This window comes from Psychromonas sp. (assembly GCF_983033635.1).
In genome coordinates this window covers 1-15,760 of the sequence record NZ_CEZLMY010000079.1, presented here as the reverse complement: position 1 = coordinate 15,760, position 15,760 = coordinate 1, and the positions used below count along the sequence as shown (strand labels likewise).

Annotated in this window: 11 protein-coding genes; 3 read left to right on the top strand and 8 right to left on the bottom strand. The window is 39.4% G+C overall.

The features are described 5' to 3' along the window. Positions 1–147 precede the first annotated feature (147 nt). From AC4GME_RS11370 to trmJ, 3 genes are all read right to left on the bottom strand, one after another. Positions 148–1,362, bottom strand: coding sequence for an IscS subfamily cysteine desulfurase (locus tag AC4GME_RS11370; RefSeq protein WP_490375817.1), 1,215 nt, complete (start codon positions 1,360–1,362; stop codon positions 148–150). Positions 1,363–1,389: 27 nt separating this feature from the next. Further along, positions 1,390–1,866: a Fe-S cluster assembly transcriptional regulator IscR gene (gene iscR, locus AC4GME_RS11365; protein ID WP_490375816.1), complete on the bottom strand. Its 477-nt coding sequence runs from the start codon at positions 1,864–1,866 to the stop codon at positions 1,390–1,392. Between the two features lie 111 nt (positions 1,867–1,977). Beyond that, on the bottom strand, positions 1,978–2,766 hold the full coding sequence (gene trmJ, locus AC4GME_RS11360; protein ID WP_490375815.1) for a tRNA (cytosine(32)/uridine(32)-2'-O)-methyltransferase TrmJ: 789 nt from the start codon (positions 2,764–2,766) through the stop codon (positions 1,978–1,980). Between the two features lie 256 nt (positions 2,767–3,022). On the opposite strand from trmJ, the gene suhB reads away from it, so the two are divergent. Together suhB and AC4GME_RS11350 are read left to right on the top strand one after the other, a co-directional pair. Beyond that, positions 3,023–3,811, top strand: coding sequence for an inositol-1-monophosphatase (suhB, locus tag AC4GME_RS11355; RefSeq protein ID WP_490375814.1), 789 nt, complete (start codon positions 3,023–3,025; stop codon positions 3,809–3,811). Between the two features lie 472 nt (positions 3,812–4,283). Then, a complete protein-coding gene (locus tag AC4GME_RS11350; RefSeq protein ID WP_490379411.1) occupies positions 4,284–8,300 on the top strand; it encodes a PKD domain-containing protein in 4,017 nt (1,338 codons plus the stop codon). Between the two features lie 667 nt (positions 8,301–8,967). Here AC4GME_RS11350 and secA read toward each other — a convergent pair. Continuing rightward, positions 8,968–11,688 (bottom strand): preprotein translocase subunit SecA, encoded by a 2,721-nt coding sequence (secA, locus tag AC4GME_RS11345; RefSeq protein WP_490379410.1) that lies wholly within the window; start codon positions 11,686–11,688, stop codon positions 8,968–8,970. Positions 11,689–11,749: 61 nt separating this feature from the next. Continuing rightward, positions 11,750–12,598, bottom strand: coding sequence for a M23 family metallopeptidase (locus AC4GME_RS11340; protein ID WP_490378725.1), 849 nt, complete (start codon positions 12,596–12,598; stop codon positions 11,750–11,752). A 103-nt stretch (positions 12,599–12,701) separates the two neighbouring features. Here AC4GME_RS11340 and AC4GME_RS11335 point away from each other — a divergent pair, with 103 nt between their 5' ends. Beyond that, positions 12,702–13,157: a DciA family protein gene (locus tag AC4GME_RS11335; protein WP_490378726.1), complete on the top strand. Its 456-nt coding sequence runs from the start codon at positions 12,702–12,704 to the stop codon at positions 13,155–13,157. A gap of 53 nt (positions 13,158–13,210) precedes the next feature. On the opposite strand, the gene dapD is transcribed toward AC4GME_RS11335, so the two are convergent. From dapD to djlA, 3 genes are all read right to left on the bottom strand, one after another. Then, positions 13,211–14,239, bottom strand: coding sequence for a 2,3,4,5-tetrahydropyridine-2,6-dicarboxylate N-succinyltransferase (gene dapD / locus AC4GME_RS11330; RefSeq protein WP_490378727.1), 1,029 nt, complete (start codon positions 14,237–14,239; stop codon positions 13,211–13,213). A 178-nt stretch (positions 14,240–14,417) separates the two neighbouring features. Further along, positions 14,418–14,945, bottom strand: a complete 528-nt coding sequence (locus tag AC4GME_RS11325; RefSeq protein ID WP_490376378.1) for a DUF2937 family protein — start codon at positions 14,943–14,945, stop codon at positions 14,418–14,420. Continuing rightward, positions 14,946–15,752 carry a co-chaperone DjlA gene (gene djlA / locus AC4GME_RS11320; protein WP_490376379.1) on the bottom strand — a complete coding sequence of 269 codons (807 nt, stop codon included), beginning with the start codon at positions 15,750–15,752 and terminating at the stop codon, positions 14,946–14,948. It lies immediately after the preceding gene. Between the last annotated feature and the right edge of the window lie 8 nt (positions 15,753–15,760).

The following is a 15,760-nucleotide window of genomic DNA, read 5'->3' as shown; positions in this document are numbered from 1 at the left end:
ATATCCCAATTAATGAAGGGACATATTAATGTCACCTGTAAAACATTAATTAGTGGTGAGACCAGTCAATGCTACTGATATCGATCCCCTCTTTGTACATATCCCAATTAATGAAGGGACATATTAATGTCACCTGTAAAACATTAATTAGTGATGAGACCAGTCAATGCTACTGATATCGATACCCTCTTTGTACATATCCCAAAGCGGGGACATTTCACGTAAACGCCCAATATTTTTACGAATAATTTTAATTGCGTAATCAATCTCTTCTTCGGTTGTAAAACGGCCGAGACTAAAACGGATTGAGCTATGTGCTAATTCATCATCACGACCAATTGCACGTAAAACATAAGAAGGTTCAAGACTTGCTGAAGTACAAGCACTGCCTGATGAAACCGCTAAATCCTTTAATGCCATAACCAGTGACTCACCTTCAACATAGTTAAAGCTGATATTGATATTACCAGCGACACGGTGTTCCATAGAGCCATTCACATAAACTTCTTCCATATCACTTACGCCCTCTAATAAACGAGTACGTAAAGCTAGAAGACGTTCATTTTCAGAAGCCATCTCTTCTTTAGCGATACGGAAAGCTTCACCCATTGCAGCAATTTGATGGGTTGCTAATGTTCCACTGCGCATGCCGCGTTCGTGTCCGCCACCATGCATTTGCGCTTCTAAACGGATGCGCGGTTTACGACGAACATATAAAGCGCCAATACCTTTTGGACCGTAAACTTTGTGCGCAGAGAAAGAGATCAAATCGATTTTCATTGTTTGTACATCAATATCAACTTTACCGGCACTTTGCGCTGCATCTACATGTAAAATTGTTTTATTCGCACGGCATAATTCACCAAATGCGGCAATATCTTGAATCACGCCAATTTCATTATTAACATGCATTAAACTCACAAGAATCGTATCTTCGCGCAAAGCCTCTTTTAACTGCTCGGGTGTAACGATGCCATCAGTTTGCGGGTCAAGGTAAGTAACTTCATAACCTTCTCGCTCTAATTGACGACATGTATCTAAAACAGCTTTATGCTCTGTTTTAGCGGTAATAATATGTTTACCTCTTTTACCGTAAAAGTGTGCAGCACCTTTAATAGCAAGGTTATCAGACTCTGTTGCCCCCGAAGTGAAAACAATTTCACGCGGATCGGCATTAATTAGATCTGCAACTTGTTCTCGTGCGATATCAACCGCTTCTTCAGCCTGCCAACCAAAACGATGCGAACGGGATGCGGGATTACCAAACTCACCGTCCATTGTTAAAAACTGCATCATTTTCTCTGCAACTCGTGGATCAACCGGTGTGGTTGCAGAGTAATCAAGATAAATAGGTAATTTCATTTTTGTCTCCACTGCCAAACATTAAATTTACTGTGATTTAACGTTAAGTTGAGCAGTTTGATTATATTTATTATTTTGAATTTCAGAAATATGTTGTACATGATCTGATGACATTAGCTCTTCAAGGGTAATATTATCTAAAAAGGTAGTAATGCGATCACTTAGTTGCGCCCACAACGAATGCGTTAAACATTGTGTACCATCTTCAGTACAGCCGCCATTACCAGAGCATTTTCTAATATTTACTGACTCATTGACAGCATCAATAATCATTGCCACTGAAATTTCACTACGCGCTTTACCTAGCTTGTAACCGCCTCCGGGTCCACGCACACTGCTGACTAACTCTTTTTTGCGCAATTTAGAGAACAGTTGCTCTAAGTATGAAAGCGAGATCCCCTGACGCTCAGAAATATCAGCTAACGGTACAGGACCATTGTGTTCTTTAATGGCGACATCTAACATTGCAGTGACCGCATAGCGACCTTTTGAAGTTAATTTCATAATGCTTCACTTATATAGTGGGAAATTGGTAGTTTTCCATGAACTTTATAATATGAAGTATAAATACCTGACAAAATTAGTCAAGTAAAAAACCACAAAGTTTACTAGGCTTTATTTTTTATTCACATCTGATTGTTTTTCAATAACTTCCTTCACCACAGAATCATTGTTAAGCTGTGTATTTGCGGCAACAAGTGATTTTTGGACACTGCTGAAAATGCCACGCCACATACGTAACTCTTTGATTTCCGGACGAGCGCGATTGAAAAAACGACGCAGTTTGCTCATAACCAAACCAGGGTGCGCAGGCACAATAAAGCGTGTATCTGTTAATGTTTGTTCAAGGTGATTAAACATCCCTTCAATCTCATCGCTCAGCGGATACTCTTCTTCCTGCTTTGGATATGCTTTTGACGCTAAAAATGCCATGCGAATTTCATAGCTCAAAGTTTGCACAGCCATCGCTAAATTAAGTGAGCTATAGTCCGGATTGGCAGGAATAAACACATGAAAATGACACTTTTGTAACTCGTCATTGCTCAAGCCGCTATTTTCACGTCCAAACACTAGTGCAATCGGGTATTTCTGACCTTCAACAACTGCTTTTTCACCCATTTCCCGCGGATCTAACATAGGCCAATCTAAAGTACGCGGCCGTGCACTTGCACCAATCACTAAACCGCAATCCGCAATTGCTTCATCTAATGTTGCGCAGACTTTATGGTTTTTTAATACATCTGTCGCGCCAGCTGAAAGTGCAACCGATTTACCATCTATTTCACACTCAGGTTCAACAAGCACCAGATTAGACAGCCCCATTGTTTTCATCGCCCTTGCTGCACTGCCAATGTTTCCAGGGTGGGAGGTACCAATAAGTATGATGCGTACATTATCTAGCATTTGTGTTCCTTATGTTTGAGCTGAAATTTAAGAGCACAAAGTTTAGCATTAATTGAAATACAAAAAAATAGAACTCTATACCCAAACTACTTGAAGATGCATCTTCAGGTAATTGGGTATAAGCCCCCCTGAAATAGATTGCCGGCAGATTTAACTATTAATCAATTTAAATATTTGCAGAATTATGTGATCTCTGTATAATTTTGCGCCGAAGGAATCTCCCTTCAATGTTCTTTTAAAATCTAATGGTGATCCAATGCATCCAATGTTAAATATTGCGATTCGTGCTGCCCGCAATGCAGGCAAAGTAATTGTTAAAGGCTTCGAAAATCTAGAATCAGTTGAAGTTGAAGAAAAATCGTTAAATGATTATGTCAGCAGCGTTGATAAAGAAGCTGAACTTGCAATCATTGGTACTTTGCGTAAATCTTACCCGGACCACAGCATTATTGCTGAAGAGTCAGGTATTGATGAAGGTAAGGACAAGGATTACCAATGGATTATTGATCCTCTTGATGGAACAACAAACTTTATTCACGGCATCCCGCATTTTGCCGTATCAATTGCATTAAAAATTAAAGGCCGTTCAGAAATCGGTATCGTTTTTGATCCAATTCGTAATGAGCTATTCTCTGCAGTTAAAGGTCAAAGCGCTCAAATTAACGGTTACCGTACTCGTACTAACAGCGTACCAAAACTGCCAGGTACCCTGCTGGCGACAGGTTTCCCATTCAAACAAAAACACCACACAGAAACATACCTGAATATCTTTAAAGATTTCTTTATGGATGTTGCTGATATGCGTCGTAGCGGCTCTGCGGCACTTGATCTTGCTTATGTAGCAGCGGGACGTATGGATGGTTTCTGGGAGTTTGGTTTAAAACCTTGGGATATCGCAGCCGGTGAATTACTGCTTAAAGAATCTGGCGCTATTATGACCGATTTTAACGGCGGAAACGATTACATGAAATCAGGTAACGTTGTAGCGGCTAATCCAAAATTATTAAAAGAGATGTTAAGCGTTATTCGTAAACACAACGTTTAATCTTCTTCTAAATAACACTCTTTCTTAAACGCAAATACTCTCAGTATTTGCGTTTTTTTATGCCTGCATTTTTAACAAACAAAAAAATCCCCCATTCATTACTGCCGATTTCCTTTACTGGATAAAAACGCCCTTCCTTGCTCGTGCGATATTTGCTCGGTAACGGTTATTTACTGAACAATTAATGTTAATTATTGTGATATAAGTGATTATTTTTTAAGCGACAAAAATCATCAGCCATGTATCATCCTGTTCATCTCTTTGCATTGTCAATTACATATATAAATATGGTCATGCGCTCGAGATTAAAGAAACGGTGCTTAGGCATCTTTGGGCAGGAGCCAATTTTTATAGGTTGCAATGACAAATATCAGTCATAGATTAATACGATCTATTCTGACTTCTGCAATTTTTAAATATCAAAATCGCACTATGTTGCCTAACAAGCAATGTGCGTTGAAAGGATTCAATAATGAAGAAGATATTAACCATAGCTTTGGTGATGACTTCTATCTCTGCGCAAGCAGAAATAGCCGCCACCCATATCTACCACAATCATATGCCGAATTTTTGGCCATTTTATGATGTTAGTGAGTACGATGCACAGCCAGTCGGTTCGCCAGTACGCTACGCCTACGATGGCCAAGTGATTAATTTAAAGAACAACCCGCCAGCAAATTACACCTTTTATATTCCTGATAGTGGCGCACCTATGCCACATGATGATCTGGTCTCTTATTATTCTCACCATGCTAAAACAGGGGCTTATTTGACCTGGCCAATGATAACGGCCAACAATAATAAATCCAACCATCCACTAAGCCAAACACACGTTACCATGTCCGCTTCCGTAATTAACAATGTGCAAAGTTTTGCCGAGCTCGGAAATTTAGGCGGCTATAGTTTAGGCTGGGGGAATTACTGGAAAGACACGCAAACAAATACTAAAACAAGCAATGGTTATAACGCACTCGATACCATTCATTTCTCGGGTCACCATACTATGGGGCCACTGGTGGGTAATGAATATTTTGTAAAAGATTTAATTTATCATAACGTAACACTCGCACAAGATTACTTTTTGGGCGATTCATTTAAATCTTCAAAGGGGTTCTTTCCTACCGAACTGGGGTTTTCTGAACGAATTATTCCGGCGTTAACAAAATTAGGCATTGAATGGTCTGTGCTGGGTAATGTCCATTATTCTCGTACATTACGCGATTATCCTTACCTTAATGACCCGGGTAAAGATACGCTTATATCCCCTCCTAACCGTGCTGATCTACAAAACGAAAGTAACCTAGGTGACTGGGTTGAGTTACATATGTTTAATGAGCAGCAGACAACTTTTAACAAATTCCCGTTTGCTTCAATTCCGCACTGGGTTCAATATATCGATCCGGAAACGGGTGAAGAACACAATATTGCAGGCATTCCTGTTGAGCAAGCTAGCTCTTGGGAAGAAGGCTATCAAGGTAGTGTTACTGCCGCTGCTTTAAAACCTTTTGAAGGTGACGCTGGATCGCTTGGTCGTAAACAATACTTTGTTATTGCCCATGATGGCGATAATTCAGGTGGTCGTGCAGGTGATTTAGGTACTTGGTTAGCTTCTGGTAATACCACTTATCCTGACAATGGTGTGACGGGGATGGGAGTAGATGAATATCTACGTGCTAATCCAATTCCTGCTAACGACATAGTTCACGTGCAAGATGGCTCATGGATAGACACGCGCGATTCATCTGCTGATCCGACATGGTATCACTGGCATATACCAATGGGTGTATGGAATACGCAAATGAGTGCTTTCAATACAGCTAACGGCACAGACTTTGCTGCAACACGCACCCATATGGTTTCATTAGAGCTGGGATATCATTATTTAGAGCGTAACTTCGCACTGCTACAGGCCGCTGAGAATTACGCCAAAACAGCAGAGCAAATTTGGTTAGATGAAAACCCAAATTATTGGAAACCGACCAGCACACGCGATCAGCAAGTAACATATCAAGGTAATCAGCTTAATCCTTGGATGATGTCTTACCCTGTTAAAGGCGATGAAAACAATAACTATGCGGGCGGTGCAAACCCTGCAGAGCTTAGCTGGTACTTCCTGCTTGCGTCAATTGATTCCGGGTTTGGTTATTATGATGAAAATGTTGATGATGGTGTGAAACCTACGGTTTCATTTAACCAGTCATTAAACTTTTCCATGCCTTATGTTGAATCTCAACTCGGCAAAGATAAAACAGGTCCTTCTGTATGGTGGCCACAGCGTTATCCATATAATCCAGGTAGTGCAAACAGCAGTAAAGCGGAAGGTTGGGCAACCATCTATGCAGATACTAAATTCGCAATTTACACTTATGCATATGATGTAAGTGGTATTACCGATCTGCAATTGAAAGTACGTGTTCACAAAAACAAGCGAGCCGATGCAACGGATAAAACCTTTAAACTTTATAACCCAGCTGCGCACAGTTCAGATGCGAATGTTGATCCTTCACGTGTCGGCGCTTGGGAAAGTGTAACGATGAAAGTCCGAGATTTAACACCGGATATGAATGGTGTTGCGTGGCAACCGTCTGGTAAAGCAATGTTTAATGTAGTCCCCGCTAAAAAAATTGGGGATATGTATTACAGCTACCTTGATAAATACCAAGATCAACTATTGGATTATTATGTGCAAGCAACTGATAGCAAAGGTAATGTGACACGCAGTGATATTCAGCAGGTTTATGTGGGCACAGGTCGCTTTAAAAATGAAGCGGGTAAAATTGTTGAAGATATCAATGGTGACATTGCGGGAGAAAAAGTTTTCTTTACCGATAGTGTCGTACCTGGAAACAAAAGCCCGATTGCTGTAATAACGCCAAACAGCCAAGAAGTTGAAGCAGGCACCGTCGTTACATTAAGCGCTGCTGATTCAAGTGATGAAGATGGCAGTATTGTTAGTTATGCTTGGAGTACAGGTGAAACCAGCGTCAGCATTAATGTAACCGTTAATAAGAAAAGCACTTACACTGTTACTGTGACTGATGATAAAGGCGCTTCTAGAACGGCGAGCGTGACTTTAAAAATAATTGGAGAAACTGTTAGTTCAACGGTTTATTACAAAGATACGAATAGCTGGGGTAAGGTTTGCTTGCATTATACGATCGATGGCACAGTGACATGGACTGTTGCACCGGGTGTGGAAATGCTGAGTTTAGGCAATAATTGGTACACCTATACTGTTGATCTTGATGAAGATAATAAACTTGAGTTTGCCACTAATAACTGTGCCGGTGCATGGGATAATAATGGTGATCAAAACTATTCAGTCAGCGATGGCATTTGGCAGTTTAATACAGGTGGGGTTACAGCAGGAATACCTGATGAACTTAGCGGCAACCAAAAACCGATCGCGTATATAGATCAAAGTAGTCAGACTGTGGCAAAAGGTACGATGCTAACACTTAACGCTTCGGGATCAAGTGATAGTGATGGTTCAATTGTCAGTTATAACTGGAGTACGGGCGACATTGGTTTAACTCTGCTGGTTATTGTCAATGAAACACAAACTATTACACTCACTGTTACCGATAATGAAGGCGCGACAAATACAACCACAATAACCCTGACGGTTGCACCAAATATAGCGCCTGTTGCTACAATAACACCTGCAAGCCAAACGGTTAAGCAAGGCACGGTTGTAAGTTTAAGTGCTGCTAATTCTAGCGATCAGGACGGCTCTATCGATAGTTACCTATGGAGCAATGGTGAAACTACTGCTTCAATTGATGTAACAGTTGATGTAACAACAACCCTAAGTGTCACGGTCAAAGATAACGAAGGAGCGACAGCCTCTGCGGAAGTTATTTTAACCGTCGATACTGGAGGCAACGCAAAGAATTTTGCACAGTTATACTTTAGGGGCACAGCAAACAGCTGGGTGGCAAGTGCAATGACATTAGTTGCAGATAATACTTGGCAGATAACGGTCGACTTTGATGGTCAGTCACAACAACGCTTTAAGTTTGATGTCAATGGAGACTGGCAGATCAACTACGGCGACAGTAACAATGATGCCGTTTTAGAGCAAGCTGGCGCTGATATATACACAAGCATTTCCGGTACTTATCGGATTGAAGTAAACGATTTGACCCTAGCTTATAAGATGGTTAAGATCGGTGACGACAATCCAGAAACAGCTAAAAACTTTGAGCAGTTGTACTTTCGAGGTACTCCTAATAATTGGGGTGCCAGTGCAATGACTTTAGTCTCTGATAATGTTTGGCAAATCACGGCGGACTTTGATGGCCAAGACGAGCAACGCTTTAAGTTTGATGTAAATGGAGATTGGTCGAACAATTATGGTGATAACAATAATGATGGAATCTTAGAACAAGCTGGTGACGATATTTATAGTACGCTATCAGGAAGTTATGTGATTCAAGTGAATGATTCAACGTTCACTTATAGCATTATGGGTGTGTCGTCTAACTAAGCAGAAAACTAATCGAGAATATTCATTACTTTTCGAGTTACTTTTAAACCAGATCTATTTATTAATAGTGTTTTACATGTTGATAAGTAGGTCTGAAACAGTTTATTCTTGATGATTTTCATCTCAGCCTCTTCTATTAAAAGCTCAAAATGATCCTTTTCGTTTGCCAAAGAATCATCTAATAATCGTCCCTTCTATTCTTTTAGTTTCAATTTATTACTTAATAATGCAGATCAAGGCTATTGTACTTTCTCTGTATTTAAAATTTTATTATTTGCAGGTAAATAGTGTGATAGTAAAACTGATAATGAAGTTTGCTTATTTATAGCGGCGTAGATTTTGTAGATAGTAAATATAATAACAGAGCATCTAGCCTTGATTGGTCAGGGCAATATCTGTCGCAGTTTATTAAATAAGCTTGTTAGCAGGTGATTTTCTGAGAGGACAAAACCACCAAGAATCTAGTCTAGTAAGTGATTTTTTGAATTATTCAAAACTGACTTGAACACGATTTCATAATTTCCTGTGATTATAATATTTAACTCTGTAAGAAGGGATGGGGTTATGTGGATATTAAAAATAAGTTAATAACCGTTATTACAAACAAAAAAAAAAGGCTGTTTTTCAAAACAGCCTCCTTAATATTGTTGCATCAGTACTTAGTAAATTAAGCTAATTTACCGTGACACTGTTTGAACTTTTTACCTGAACCACATGGGCAAGGTTCATTACGACCCACTTTGCGATCCTGACGAACAAAGGTCTCATGGCCACTTTCATCACCTTCGCTTACTTCACCATTAGCAGCTTGAGCATGTTGCATCTCGATTTTTGCTCTTGCTTCAGCCTGACGGCGTTGCTCTGCGATTTCATCAACTTCTTCTTTAGTTTGCACTTGCACTTTAGAAAGAATCGTCACCACATCATGTTTCAAGTTTTCAAGCATCTCTAAGAACATCTCAAAAGATTCACGCTTGTATTCCTGCTTAGGATCTTTTTGTGCGTAACCACGTAAGTGGATACCTTGACGCAGATGATCCATTGAAGAGAGATGATCTTTCCACAATGTATCAATAGTTTGTAACATTACTGACTTTTCAAAACCGGCAATAATTGTTTGACCCACTTGCTCTTTTTTAGCTGTGTAGAGCTCTTTTGCATGGTTAAGGATATTCTCACGAATTGTTTCTTCCTGCAGGTTAGGCTCTTCAACTAACCACTGTTGCACAGGTAATTCAATTAAGAAGTCAGACTTTAAGCGCCGCTCTAATCCTTCTAAGTCCCATTGCTCTGTTAATGAGTGTTGAGGCACATATTCATCAACACAGCTGTTAAAGACATCATCCCAAATGTTATTAATTGTTTCGCTGATCTCTTCACTGTCCATTACACCATTACGCTGCTCATAAATGACTTTACGCTGGTCATTCGCAACATCATCAAAATCAAGTAGTGATTTACGCATATCGAAGTTACGACCTTCAACTTTACGCTGTGCATTTTCAATCGCACGTGTAACCCAAGGATGCTCAATCGCTTCACCATTTTCCATACCTAACTTTTTCATCATATTAGATACTTTTTCTGATGCAAAAATACGCATCAGTGAATCTTGCATTGATAAATAGAAACGACTTTCACCTGCATCACCTTGGCGTCCAGAACGACCACGCAGTTGATTATCAATACGGCGTGACTCATGACGCTCCGTACCGACAATATATAAACCGCCCGCATCAAGCACCATTTTATGCTCTGCTTTCCAAGTTTCTGTTTCCGCTTCGATCTGCTGTGGTGTTAGTTCACCTAACTTTTCAAGACGTGCCTGTAAATTACCACCTAATACGATATCGGTACCACGACCAGCCATATTCGTTGCAATGGTAACTGAGCCTAATGCGCCAGCTTGCGCAACAATATCCGCTTCTTTTTCATGGAATTTAGCATTTAACACGCTGTGTTTGATATTTTCTTTATGCATTAATTCTGATAACAGTTCCGAGTTTTCAATCGAAACCGTACCGACCAGAACAGGTTGACGGCGCTCTAAACGTGTTTTGATATCAGCGATAATAGCATGATATTTTTCTTCCTCGGTTAGATAAACTAAATCACCATTATCGATACGAACCATAGGTTTATTGGTTGGCACAACAATGGTTTCTAAGCCGTAAATAGATTGAAACTCAAATGCTTCAGTATCTGCAGTACCTGTCATACCCGCTAATTTTTCATATAAACGGAAGAAGTTTTGGAAAGTAATGGAAGCTAAGGTTTGGTTCTCATTTTGAATGTTAACCCCCTCTTTTGCTTCAACCGCCTGGTGCAGACCTTCAGACCAGCGACGACCAGGCATTGTACGGCCAGTATGCTCATCAACAATAACCACTTCACCTTTATCATTAACGATATAATCAACATCTTTTTCAAATAAAGTGTGTGCACGCAGTGCTGCATTTACATGGTGCAGTAAACTGATGCTTAAAGCTGAATATAGTGATTGGTTTTCATCAAGCAAACCACGCTCTTGTAAAATACGCTCAACTTTCTCTTGACCGCGCTCCGTTAATAAAACCTGTCTACTTTTTTCATCAACGGTGTAATCACCCTCACCCGTGTATTCTTCAGTATCTTCTTGATCCTGTAGGGTTAACATCGGAATAACAGTGTTTAATTTAGTATAAAGTGTTGCATCACCATCAGTTGGACCTGAAATAATCAGTGGTGTTCTTGCTTCGTCAATTAAGATCGAGTCAACTTCATCGACAATCGCATAATGAAGCGGGCGCATAACACGCTGCTGTGCTTCAAATGCCATATTGTCACGTAAATAATCGAAACCAAATTCGTTATTTGTGCCGTAAGTAACATCAGCGGCGTAAGCAGCGCGTTTTTCTTCTGCTTGCATACCGGATAAATTAATACCGACCGTCAAACCTAAGAATTCAAATAGCTGTGCATTCCACTCTGCATCACGACGAGCCAAGTAATCATTGACGGTAATAACGTGCACACCTTTTCCCGTTAATGCATTTAAGTATGCCGGCAGGGTTGCTGTTAATGTTTTACCTTCACCAGTACGCATTTCAGCAATTTTATTTTCATTTAAAATTATGCCGCCAATTAATTGTACATCAAAAGGACGCATAGCAAATACACGCTCAGATGCGCTACGTACAACTGCAAATGCTTCAACAAGAATAGAATCTAAGCTTTCGCCTGATGCGATACGTTCTTTGAATTCAGCTGTTTTAGCTTTTAGTTCCGTATCTGAAAGAGCTTGTATTTGTGGCTCTAATTTATTAATTTCATCAACTACTTTACGTAGTTTTTTTAAGTAACGGTCATTACGACTGCCTATTATTTTTGTTATTAGCTGTGTGATCATTTTGCTTTTCTCGTAGTGTAAAAATCAGTTAAAATTAATTATTGTTTGAATATATTTTTTATTAACCCGCTTTACGTTGAATGTAATAATTAGGATTAATTTGTTTACCATTTTTTAAAACTTCGTAATGTACATGCGGCCCTGTTGAACGACCAGTACTCCCCATAACTGCGACTTTCTGCCCTTTTGTAACAATATCTCCAACAGAAACATTTAATGATTTAGCATGTGCATAACGTGTTACCAGGCCATTGCCATGCTGTATTTCAACCATCAAACCGTAGCCGCCTCTTTTTCCTGACTCAGTAACAAGCCCCGCAGCGGTTGATATAATTGGCATTCCCGTAAAACCTGCGATATCAACACCTTTATGTCGCGTTAATCGCCCTGAAAAGGGATCTTTACGCGTACCAAAAGGAGATGATAACCATGACCCTTTTCCCTTTATTGGTCGTCCGGAAATATACAGCTGATCAACTAGATGGCGATTGTTTAATGCAATTTCAAGTTGAATTAATTGCTTCTGCCTTTTTTTTAGATGTTCATCAAGGTTTTCAATATGATTTAACAAGCCAGAAAATTGAAAATCGGTGCTGCTTTCCTGCATATCAATACCACCGATTGGCAGTGCGGAGTCAAAATCAAACTCTTTTTTAGGCAAGTTAGATTTTTCAACAACGCGTTCACCTAATGCATTTAAGCGATTCATCTGCGCCTGCAAATTGCCAACTTTATTAGCAAGCACGATCAATTTTTCAACACTTTGTGCTTTAATAAGTTGCAGGTATTGATCTTTACTGATATCTCTATCATGCAAAGAGGTTATTTTAAATTGATTTAACTGACTTTGATAATGAGCTTGTATAAACCAAGCGCAAGCTATTAACAAAGTGGCAAATAGAAGAGACATAAATAGAAATTTATTTTTTGTAAGCGAAAACGAATGTTCTGTTTCCTCCCTTGAATAGATAACCGTTATACTCATAATTCTGAATTCACTGTTGATAAAATTAATGAATAGAACCCGACAACCCAAACCCGTTTCTTTGCTATTGAAGAAAAGTGGTTTACAGCATGATGCGACCCTAATCACGAAGCTGGATAGTTTACTACAAAGCTATTTGAAACAACATAATATCCAAGGCTGCAGGATAGGAAATTTACAAAATGGGAGCTTGCTTATAGAAATCCCTGATGCAACCTGGCTGATACGCTTGAAATTTATGCAAAGTGAACTACTTACTCTATTACGACAGCAAGTTCCAGGACTGCTAAATATTAAAATAAAAGTAAATCCAACATTAAAACAGGTAACTGCCAAGCCGAAGAACAGCCAGAAAAAGGTGATTAAACGTGCCAGTAAAATGTCTAACGATGTCGCACAGTCATTTTTAGCATTAGCTGATGATGCGGATCCCGCTCTGCAAGCTGCTCTGCGCTCATTGGCAAAATATGCAAAAAAAGAGTAAAAAAAGAGAGCATTAAAGCTCCCTTTCTATTATTAATAAATAAAACTAATGAGTTAGTTTGAATGTAACATGCTGTTTAGTTCAACAGCACTTTTATTCGCCAAACATTCAATTTGACCTGTCATTGAGTTACGACGGAAAAGCAGATCATCTTTATTTGCCAATTCACGCGCTTTTGCAAATCCAGCTTCTTTGCCTTCTTTATCAAGTAGCTTGATTTTCGAGCCAGCAGTTACATATAAGCCGGATTCAATCGTACAACGGTTACCTAGTGGGATGCCAAGGCCCGCATTTGCGCCTAATAAGCTATTTTCCCCAATCGCAATAACCATTTTACCGCCACCGCTTAATGTGCCCATGATAGATGCACCACCACCGATATCACTGCCTTCACCAACCATAACTCCTGCAGAGATACGACCTTCAACCATGCTTACACCTGTTGTGCCTGCATTAAAGTTAATAAAACCTTCATGCATCACTGTTGTGCCTTCACCAACATGCGCACCTAAGCGCACACGTGAAGTATCAGCAATACGCACACCTGCCGGTACAATGTAATCAACCATTTTCGGGAATTTATCAACACAATCAACGATGATAGTTTCACCATTTAAACGTGCTGCAATCTGACGATCAGCAAGCTCTGGTAAATCAATCGCGCCTTTGTTTGTCCATGCAATATTGTGCAGCACGCCAAAAATACCATCTAATACTAAACCGTGTGGTTTAACTAAACGATGCGAGATAAGTTGTAATTTAAGGTAACCTTGTGCAACACTTTTAGGTGCTTCATCTGTCGCTAAAATAACTAATACAAGTGGTTGAGTAGATTTAGCGGCTGCTGTTGCAAAATCAGCATTTGCAGTTTCATTTGCTCCGTTAAAAGCTCCAGCCAGTTGTTCTGCTAATTCAGAACTGATTTCAATCTCTTGATTGCCTTTCTCATAACCCACTAAAGCAGCAATTACAGCAACAAGATCCTCACTTGGATTTAATAGAGGATTAGGAAAAAATGCTTCAATAATTTTCTGGTCACGGTTTTTAGTAGCAGTACCAAAAGCAAGTGCAAATGTAGACATGAATTAAGCTCCGATTTAAAAGTCTAGATAGGGTGTATCGCCAAGGCTCTTAGAAATGCATTTTCAGAGTGCGCTGGTGATATAACACTAAGGTTAAATAAATTTTATTTCGCTCCATAATAAAGAAGCAGATCACAGATTTAAAGAGATAAATACAAAAATAGAGAATTAATTAATCTTACTCTTTTACTTTGTATTGCTGAAAATGGCTAAAACGCAGATATGCTATAAGCAGAAATAACAACTCTAAAAACAGAGTCGAAAGTAATGCTGACACTAACCCCACTATTATCGAGTTCTGGTTCAAGACAATTTCAGCATTATAATTTTCTTTAGTTTCGATCAACAAGGGGCTATCAAGTTCACCAAGTAAAAAATAAAAGCGCGTAATTAATGGACCTTGCAGGGAAGTTTTCTGAGCTTGTAAATAGTTAAAACGATTCAGTAATTTTTCTATCACCAGCGCTTCAGCACTAAATAATAAAACATCACTGTTTTTATGTTTTGTTATCAAGGCTTGCAAATTGCCTGCAAAGTAGAGTTCTGCAAGATCTTGATATTGATTTAATTGATTTTTCGCTTCTAGATAATGCGCATCTAAACGAGCTTCATACTGTTGTAAAAAGCTTGGTAATTGTAAGCCCAATAGTAAGGTCAAAGCAAATAGCAATTTGAGGCTATAACGCTGCAAAAGCTTTATTAGCATTTATTTAAAACCGCGCGATTTACGTAACGTTTCATAAGCCCGTTGAATATCTTGGGCTTTTTCTTTTGCCAGCATCATCATCTCTTCAGGTAAGCCTTTTGATGCTAATTTATCAGGGTGATGTTGACTCATCAGTTTTCGATAAGCACGTTTAATCTCTTTATCTGCGGCACTTTCTTCAATACCAAGTACTTTATAAGAATCTTCGTCGCTTGTTTCTTGTTGCTGACGCTGCTGCCCTTGATGAAAGTGTTGCTGGCCTTCAATCATCTGTAATAAGCGATCTAATTCAAAGCGAGAAAAACCTAAGTGTTCAGCAATACTATATAAGATCTCTTTTTCTTTACTGTGAAGTTCACCATCAGTGTAGGCAACTTGTACTTGGATGCCTAAAAACATCTGTAGCACGTTACGATCACCACGTACCATCTTCGCAAACTCGGATAGTGTTTGCTGAAGTAGGAAATCAGTCTCTTTACCTGAAGCAAATGAAGCTTGGGCTTGAGCACGGGCTTCACCTTGAAGACGCATTTGATCCATATAAGCATTTGCGACTTGAATATCTGCTTGTGTTACCTGCCCTTTTGCTTTGGCAATGTGCCCCATCACTGAAAATGTGCTATCAAAAAATAGTTTTTGCCTTTCCTGACTGCTAATCGTATTTCCAAATAGACCATTTTGCACATTAAAATTAATAGCCGTGGCGCGATCAAAGCGATGACCTAACCAAATACCCAGTAACATGCCAAAAACATGCCCGAACATAAAACCAAAAAAACCGCCGAGTATTTTTCCCCAAATACGCATAACTGTAA

Coding starts and splice junctions, on each gene's coding strand:
- AC4GME_RS11370 (WP_490375817.1), bottom strand. CDS start 1,362: ATGAAATTACCTATTTATCTTGATTACTCTGCAACCACACCGGTTGAT.
- iscR (WP_490375816.1), bottom strand. CDS start 1,866: ATGAAATTAACTTCAAAAGGTCGCTATGCGGTCACTGCAATGTTAGAT.
- trmJ (WP_490375815.1), bottom strand. CDS start 2,766: ATGCTAGATAATGTACGCATCATACTTATTGGTACCTCCCACCCTGGA.
- suhB (WP_490375814.1), top strand. CDS start 3,023: ATGCATCCAATGTTAAATATTGCGATTCGTGCTGCCCGCAATGCAGGC.
- AC4GME_RS11350 (WP_490379411.1), top strand. CDS start 4,284: ATGAAGAAGATATTAACCATAGCTTTGGTGATGACTTCTATCTCTGCG.
- secA (WP_490379410.1), bottom strand. CDS start 11,688: ATGATCACACAGCTAATAACAAAAATAATAGGCAGTCGTAATGACCGT.
- AC4GME_RS11340 (WP_490378725.1), bottom strand. CDS start 12,598: ATGTCTCTTCTATTTGCCACTTTGTTAATAGCTTGCGCTTGGTTTATA.
- AC4GME_RS11335 (WP_490378726.1), top strand. CDS start 12,702: ATGAATAGAACCCGACAACCCAAACCCGTTTCTTTGCTATTGAAGAAA.
- dapD (WP_490378727.1), bottom strand. CDS start 14,239: ATGTCTACATTTGCACTTGCTTTTGGTACTGCTACTAAAAACCGTGAC.
- AC4GME_RS11325 (WP_490376378.1), bottom strand. CDS start 14,945: ATGCTAATAAAGCTTTTGCAGCGTTATAGCCTCAAATTGCTATTTGCT.
- djlA (WP_490376379.1), bottom strand. CDS start 15,752: ATGCGTATTTGGGGAAAAATACTCGGCGGTTTTTTTGGTTTTATGTTC.